Origin of the sequence: Streptomyces chilikensis (assembly GCF_001642695.1) — a bacterium.
In the GTDB taxonomy this organism is placed as follows: Bacteria; Actinomycetota; Actinomycetes; order Streptomycetales; family Streptomycetaceae; genus Streptomyces; species Streptomyces chilikensis.
In genome coordinates, this window is the sequence record NZ_LWCC02000005.1 from 2,760,907 (window position 1) to 2,768,220 (window position 7,314).

Here is a 7,314-nt window from a genome sequence, read left to right on the forward strand (position 1 = left end):
GCGGCGGTGGCCCAGCAGGGCGGACGGGGCGGTGAGGCGGCCGGCCCGATCGTGGCCGCGGTGCTGCGGGCGGCCGGGTGACGACCGTCACCCCGGGCGGCCGGCGGAGCGGCCCGGCCTGCGGTGACGGGCCCGCCACCAGCGCCCGGGGGCCGTCGCGGGAGGGCGATCGGCCGCCCCCCTCCCGCGGTGTCGGTCCGCGCTGAGAACATGAGCACCGCACCGTGCACATTCCCCGCTCCACCGCTGCGGCCGGCTCCTCCGGCCCGGCCGGCCGTCCATCTCCGGAGGAACAGACCGTGGGCAAGAGAAGGCGCGTCCCCGAGCGCCGGGGCCTGGGCCGCCGTCCCGCCCTGACCGGCCTGCTGGTCGCCGCGGCGGTGGCCGGCCTGGGCGCCGGCGGTTACGTGGTGTTCGGCGACGGCGCCTCCGCGGCCGGTTCCCCGCGGTCGCCGGAGGAGCTGCGCGAGGCCCCGCTGACGGCGGCCGACGTGACCGCGGCCGCCGACGCCTTCCTGACCGCCTGGCGGAAGGGCGACGTCGCCGCGGCCGCCGCGGCCACCTCCGACCCGCAGGCGGCCCGCGTCCACCTGGCGGGCTGGACCGAGGAGGCGGGGATCACCGACGCGGCCTTCACCGCGGGCCGGCCGAAGGGGGACGCGCTGGCCTTCGCGGTGAGGGCCACCGTCACCCACGAGAAGCTGAGCGAGCCGCTGGCCTACGACAGCGGCCTCACCGTGGTCCGCCGGGCCGCCGACGGCGAGCCGGTCGTCCGGTGGCGCCCCTCGGTCCTCCACCCGGAGCTGAAGGACGGCGAACGGCTGGTCACCGGCGAGGCGGGGAGCGCGCCGGTCACGGCGCTGGACCGCGACGGCGGGAAGCTGACCACCGCCGGCTACCCGTCCATCGGCCCGATCCTGAAGAGCCTCGGGGAGAAGTACGGCGAGAAGTCCGGCGGCACCCCGGCCGTCGCCCTGCGGGCGGTCCCCGCCGACAGCCTCCAGGACACCGAGGGCGGCGGGAAGAACGGCGACGCCCCGCCGAAGGAGCGGAAGAAGAAGGAGGAGGCGGACCGGGAGGAGGCCGAGGGGCGGGAGCTGCTGCTGCTGGCCGAGGCCACCCCCGGCGAGGTGACGACCACGCTCCACCCCGGTCTGCAGAAGCTGGCCGAGCGGGAGGTGGCCGCCAAGCCGCGCTCCTCGGTGGTGCTGATGCGCGCCTCCACCGGCGAGATACTCGCCGCCGCCAACTCCGACCCGGACGTCGACACCGCCCTCCGGGGCTCCCTGGCCCCCGGCTCCACCATGAAGGTGGTCTCCTCCGCCATGCTGCTCGACAAGGGCCTGGCCGCCAACGACCGCGAGCACCCCTGCCCCAAGTACTCCTCGTACGGCGGGTGGAAGTTCCAGAACGACGACAAGTTCCAGATGAAGGACGCCTCCTTCAAGGCGAGCTTCGCCCGCTCCTGCAACACCGCCTTCATCAGCCAGGCGGAGAAGCTCTCCGACGACGACCTGACCGAGGAGGCCCAGCAGGTCTTCGGCCTGGGCCTGGACAACTGGTCGGTGGGCGTCTCCACCTTCGACGGCGCCGTCCCGGTGCAGTCCGACGCGCCGATGGCGGCCTCGCTGATAGGGCAGGGAGGCGTGCGGATGAACCCGCTCAACATGGCCTCGGTCTCCGCGACCGTCGCCGCCGGGTCCTTCCACCAGCCCTACCTGGTGCCGCCGGCGGTGGACGGCCGCGTGCTGGCCGAGGCCTCGCGCGGCATGTCCTCCTCCACGCTGGGCCAGCTGCGGGAACTGATGCGGTACACCGCCGAGGCGGGCACCGCGGCCGGGGCGATGACCGGGCTCGGCCCCTCCTACGGCGCCAAGACCGGTACCGCGGAGGTGCAGGGCCAGGACAAGCCCAACGCCTGGTTCACCGCGTACCGCGGGGACTTCGCCGCGTCCGCGGTGGTCCGCGAGAGCGGCCACGGCGGCGAGCACGCGGGGCCGCTCGTCGCCGCCCTCCTCCGCGCGGCGGGCTGATCCCCGCGTTCGCGGTCCCGCACCGCCGCGGAGGACGCCGCCCGCCGCGCGCACGCCCGCCCGCCGCGTAACCGCCGGGACGGCCCGGACCGCTTGGACGACCGGGACGGCCCGGACCGCTTGGACCGCCGGGACGGCCCGGACCGCTTGGACGGCCGGATCCGCCGGGACGGCCCGGACCGCCGCCCGGTGCGAAAAGCCGTTGCGGCCCGGGCAGGGTGGCGTGGGAGCATCCCGGGATGCTGATCCGTGAGGCAACCGAGGCCGACTGGCCCGCCGTCTGGCCCTTCTTCCGGCGGATCGTGGCGTCCGGCGAGACGTACCCCTACCCGCTGGACCTGGGCGAGGAGGAGGGCCGCGGCTGGTGGCTGCTGCCCGCGCCGGACCGGACCGTGGTCGCGGTGGACGACGAGGGCGGCGCGGTCCTCGGCAGCGCCAAGATGAACTGCAACATGTCCCGCGCCGGCAACGCGCGCCACGTGGCGAGCGCCAGTTTCATGGTGGACCCGGACCACTCCGGCCGCGGCGTGGGCCGGGCGCTGTGCGAGTACGTGATCGCCTGGGCGCGGGAGTCCGGGTTCCGGGCGATCCAGTTCAACGCGGTGGTGGAGACCAACGTCCGCGCCGTGAAGCTGTACGAGTCACTGGGGTTCCGGATCGTGGGGACGGTTCCGGAGGGGTTCCGGCACCCCGCGCACGGGCTGGTCGGCGTCCACATGATGCACCTGGCGCTGTGACCGTCACCGCTCAGGACGCCGCCAGGGACTCCCGCACCGCCCGCACCAGGGCCTGGGCGCGGGGGTCCGCGGTGACCGACTTCAGGAAGCCGTTGGTGACGTAGCCGAAGGCGACGCCGCTCGCCGGGTCGGCGAACCCCAGCGCGCCGCCGCGGCCGGGGTGGCCGAAGGAGCCGGGTGCGAGCAGCGGGGAGGCGGGGCCGTGCAGCATGTACCCCGCGCCGAGACGGGTGTCGACGACCAGGACGCGGTCCGGGCCCACCGAGTGCTCGGCGCGGGCCAGTTCGAGGGTCCGCGGGGAGAACAGCGGTTCCCGGCCGTCGGGACCGCCGGTCAGGGCCGCGTAGAAGCGGGACAGCCCCCGGGCCGTGGCGACGCCGTTGGAGGCGGGCAGTTCGGCCGCGCGGTAGGCGGGGTCGTTCTCGTCGGGGGACGGTGAGACCGCGCCGAACGCGCGCCGGGTGAGCGAGCGCGGATCCGCGTAGGCCTCGGTGACGGCCCGCTTGGGGCGGGCCCTGACCCCGGGCGCGCCCGCGCCCTCCGGGACCGGCAGGGGCCCGCAGCGCCCGACGCGGGCGGCCTCGGCGTCCGGGAGCCCGATCCACAGGTCGATGCCGGCCGGTCCGGTGACCTCGGCCGCCAGCCAGGCGCCCAGCGACGTCCCGGTCACCCGCCGCACCAGCTCGCCGAGCAGCCAGCCGAAGGTCTGCGCGTGGTAGCCGTGGTCCGTCCCCGGCTCCCAGGCCGGCGCCTGGGCGGCCATCGCCGCCGCGGTGCGGTCGGGGTCCAGCGCCTCGGCGGGGGTGAGCGGCCTGTCCGCGGCGGGCAGTCCGGCCCGGTGCGCCAGCAGGTGCCGGACGGTCACCCGCTCCTTGCCGGCCGCCTTGAAGGCGGGCCAGTACTCCGCCACCGGGGCGTCGAGGTCCAGCAGCCCCCGCTGGTGGAGCAGCAGCACCACGGCCGCCGCCACACCCTTGGTGGCCGACCGCACGACCTGCGCCGTGCCCTGTTCCCAGGGCGCGTCCCCCTCGACGTCCCGGGTCCCGCCCCACAGGTCCACGACCTTCCGGCCGTGCAGGTGGACGGCGACCGCGGCGCCGCGTTCACCGAGGCGCGCGAAGTTCCGTTCGAAGGCCTCCCGGACGGGGGCGAACCGGTCGGTCACCGTGCCGTCGACGTCCACCTGGTCCACCGTTCCCCCGATCGGGCTCCGCGCACGTCCGTCGTGCCAACCCGCGCAACAAGCCTCCCGCGGCCCGGATTCCGCGCGGCGGGGTGGCGGCGGTCACAGTGCGGGCGGGCCCGCCCGGCGCGGGGAGAAACCGAACGGCAGCTCCAGCCGGTGCGCCCGCAGCAGCGTCCCGTCGGCCAGCAGCTCGGGCGTCGGGCCGTCCGCGACGACCGTGCCGCCGGAGAGGATCAGCGAGCGCGGGCACAGCTCCAGCGCGTAGGGGAGGTCGTGGGTGACCATCAGGACGGTGACGTCCAGCGAGGTCAGGATCTCGGCGAGTTCGCGCCGGGAGGCGGGGTCCAGGTTGGAGGACGGCTCGTCGAGGACGAGGATCTCCGGCTCCATCGCCAGCACCGTGGCCACCGCGACCCGGCGGCGCTGCCCGAACGACAGGTGGTGGGGCGGGCGGTCGGCGTGCCCGGCCATGCCCACCCGCTCCAGCGCCCGCGTCACCCTGGCGTCCAGTTCGGCCCCGCGCAGTCCCGCGTTGGCCGGGCCGAAGGCGACGTCCTCGCGCACGGTGGGCATGAAGAGCTGGTCGTCGGGGTCCTGGAAGACGATGCCGACCCGCTGCCGGACCTCCGCCATGTGGGCGCGGTCCACGGGCAGTCCGGCCACCCGCACGCTGCCGGTGCCGGCCGTGAGGATGCCGTTGAGGTGCAGGACCAGGGTGGTCTTCCCGGCGCCGTTGGGCCCGAGCAGGGCGACGCGTTCGCCCCGCTCCAGGGCGAAGTCCACGCCGAACAGGGCCTGGTGGCCGTCGGGGTAGGCGAAGGCGAGGCCGGAGACCTCCAGGGAGTACGGCACGGGGTTCGTCGTCACGGGGTCGGTCGTCACGGGGTCCATCGTCACAGAGTCCAGGCCGGCAGGCAGACGGCGAGGGCCGCCGCCGGGAGGGCCAGCGCCGCCGACCACTGGGCGCGCGTCGCGGAGGACCCGGCCGTCACCGGCATGGTGCCGGTGTAGCCCCGGCTCACCATGGCGAGGTGGACCCGCTCGCCGCGCTCGTAGGTGCGGATGAACAGCGCGCCCGCCGTCCTGGCCAGCACGGCCCAGGCCCGCGGCCCGCGCGCCCGGAAGCCGCGCGACTCACGGGCGATCCGCATCCGGGCCAGCTCGTCGGCGATGACGTCGCCGTAGCGCAGCATGAACGAGGCGATCTGCACCAGCAGCGGCGGCATCCGCAGCCGCTGGAGCCCGAGCAGCAGGTCGCGCAGTTCGGTGGTGGCGGCCAGCAGGACGGAGGCGCCGACGCCCAGCGTCCCCTTGGCCAGGATGTTCCACGCGCCCCAGAGCCCGGAGACGCTGAGCTGCACGCCCAGCACCTCGGTCCGCGCGCCCTGCGCCACGAACGGCAGCAGCAGGGCGAACGCGACGAACGGCACCTCGACGGCCATCCGCCGCAGCGCGAACCCGGCGGGCACCCGCGCCGTCCGGGCCACTCCCGCCAGCAGCAGCGCGTACCCGGGATACGCCCACACCGCCTCACGGGGCGTGGAGACCACGACCAGCACGAACGCGAGGACGGCGACCAGCTTGGTGTGCGCGGGCAGCCGGTGCACCGGCGAGTGGCCGGGCAGGTGGAGCCGGTGCACGTGCCCGGAACCCACGGCGGTCAGGCCTCCGGGCGGCCGGCGGCGGCCTCGCGGACGGCGGCCCCGTCGGCGGCGGACCGCGCCGTCGTCCCGCGGCGGCGCACCACCAGGAGGACGCCGGTGCCCACGGCGGCCGTGACGCCGACGCCGATCACGCCGGCCAGGCCGGCCGACAGCCGTTCGTCGTCCACGCCGCCGACCCCGTAGTCGGCCAGCGGGCCGTCGGCGACCGCGTGCTCCTCGGCCGCCTTGTCGATGCCGTGGTCCGCGGCCACCTTCTCCAGACCGTCGGGGGAGGCGGAGGCGTAGAAGCTGACGAACCCGGCCAGCACCAGGGAGGCCGCCAGACCCGTGAGCCACACCGCGCGCGAGGAGCGCGGAGCGGCGGCCGGAGCGGCCTGGCGGGCGGGGGCGTCGACCAGCTCGCCGTTCACCTTGAGCTTCAGCGGACGGGCCAGGCCGCGCGCGCCGTGCACCAGGTCGGGGCGGACGGCGACCACCGCGCCCACGGTCAGGGCGGTGATGACGCCCTCGCCGATGCCGATCAGGACGTGCACGCCGCCCATCGCGGCCGCGACCCGGCCGATCGGCACGTCGGTGGTGCCGCCGACCGCGTAGAGCAGGGTGAAGAACAGCGCGGACGCCGGCACCGAGACCAGCGCGGCGACGAAGGCGGACGCGGTGACGGTGGACCGGCCGGCGGGCAGCACCCGCAGCAGCGTCCGGAAGACCAGGTGGGCCACCACCACGGTGACGACCGCCATGCAGGTGATGTTGGTGCCCAGCGCGGTCAGGCCGCCGTCGGCGAACATGATCGCCTGGAGCAGCAGCACCACGGAGACGCAGAGGACCCCGGTGAAGGGGCCGACCAGGATCGCGGCCAGCGCGCCGCCCAGCAGGTGTCCGCTGGTCCCGGCGGCGACCGGGAAGTTCAGCATCTGCACGGCGAAGATGAACGCGGCGGCCAGACCGGCGAGCGGCGCGGTGCGCTCGGCGCCCGGCCCGGCGGCGCCGGCCGTGGCACCCGTGACGGGGGACGCCGACAGTTCGCGACGGGCGCCGCGCAACGACAGGGCGACGGCGCCGGCGGCCGTCACGCCGGTCGCGAGGGAGGTGGGGGCGTCGAGGAAGCCATCGGGAACATGCACCGTCCGATGGTGCCGCTTGTTGCAACATCCTTGCAAGAACGAGCCCTGCGCCGGAGAGCGGAAAACGGGAAAAGCTGGGACATTGTGTGCGTGTCCGCGATCGAGCAGTACACACGAGCGCACGTCCTGATCGCGTCGCAGGAGGACCGGGGCCGGGTCCCGGCGGTACTGCGGCACGAGACCGGGGCGTCGGAGGTGACGATCCGCCTGGCCGCGCCCGCGCCGCGCGAGTGGCGGGTGGACCGGGCGCTGCTGGAGCGGGGCGTGTGCAGCCCCGCGCGGGGCGCCGAGGCGGGCGGGGTGCGGGTGTGGCCCTGCGGGCGGGCCGGCACGGTGGTGGAGCTGCCGGGCGAGCGGGGCGTGGTGGTCGCCCAGTTCGACACCACCGTCCTGCTCCGCTTCCTCGGCCGCATCCACGCCGCGGTCACCGGCGCGCCGACGCCCTCCCCGACCGGCGCCACCGCGACCGCCCCGCCCTGCCCCACCGCGGCTCCCCCGGCGGCGGCTCCCCCGACGGCGGCGCCCGCGACGGCGGCCTTCCCGGCGGCGGCGCCGACGGCGCCGGCCCCC

Annotated in this window: 7 protein-coding genes; 3 read left to right on the plus strand and 4 right to left on the minus strand. The window is 76.2% G+C overall.

Features of this window, described 5'->3' with window-relative positions:
- Window positions 1-299 precede the first annotated feature (299 nt).
- Window positions 300-2,033, plus strand: a complete 1,734-nt coding sequence (locus A2U95_RS12415; protein ID WP_166022182.1) for a penicillin-binding transpeptidase domain-containing protein — start codon at window positions 300-302, stop codon at window positions 2,031-2,033.
- A 239-nt stretch (window positions 2,034-2,272) separates the two neighbouring features.
- Window positions 2,273-2,770, plus strand: a complete 498-nt coding sequence (locus A2U95_RS12425) for a GNAT family N-acetyltransferase (RefSeq protein WP_166022183.1) — start codon at window positions 2,273-2,275, stop codon at window positions 2,768-2,770.
- 10 nt (window positions 2,771-2,780) lie between these two features.
- Here A2U95_RS12425 and A2U95_RS12430 read toward each other — a convergent pair whose 3' ends face one another.
- From A2U95_RS12430 to A2U95_RS12445, 4 genes are all read right to left on the minus strand, one after another.
- A complete protein-coding gene (locus tag A2U95_RS12430) occupies window positions 2,781-3,953 on the minus strand; it encodes a serine hydrolase domain-containing protein (RefSeq protein WP_166025126.1) in 1,173 nt (390 codons plus the stop codon).
- A gap of 102 nt (window positions 3,954-4,055) precedes the next feature.
- Window positions 4,056-4,847, minus strand: a complete 792-nt coding sequence (locus tag A2U95_RS12435; RefSeq protein ID WP_166022184.1) for an energy-coupling factor ABC transporter ATP-binding protein — start codon at window positions 4,845-4,847, stop codon at window positions 4,056-4,058.
- A 2-nt stretch (window positions 4,848-4,849) separates the two neighbouring features.
- Entirely contained in the window at window positions 4,850-5,611 is a 762-nt protein-coding gene (gene cbiQ, locus A2U95_RS12440) for a cobalt ECF transporter T component CbiQ (protein WP_166022185.1), read from the minus strand.
- Between the two features lie 5 nt (window positions 5,612-5,616).
- Window positions 5,617-6,744: an energy-coupling factor ABC transporter permease gene (locus A2U95_RS12445; RefSeq protein ID WP_166022186.1), complete on the minus strand. Its 1,128-nt coding sequence runs from the start codon at window positions 6,742-6,744 to the stop codon at window positions 5,617-5,619.
- Window positions 6,745-6,834: 90 nt separating this feature from the next.
- On the opposite strand from A2U95_RS12445, the gene A2U95_RS12450 reads away from it, so the two are divergent.
- A partial coding sequence (locus tag A2U95_RS12450; RefSeq protein ID WP_166022187.1) for an SsgA family sporulation/cell division regulator occupies window positions 6,835-7,314 on the plus strand: 480 nt, incomplete at its 3' end.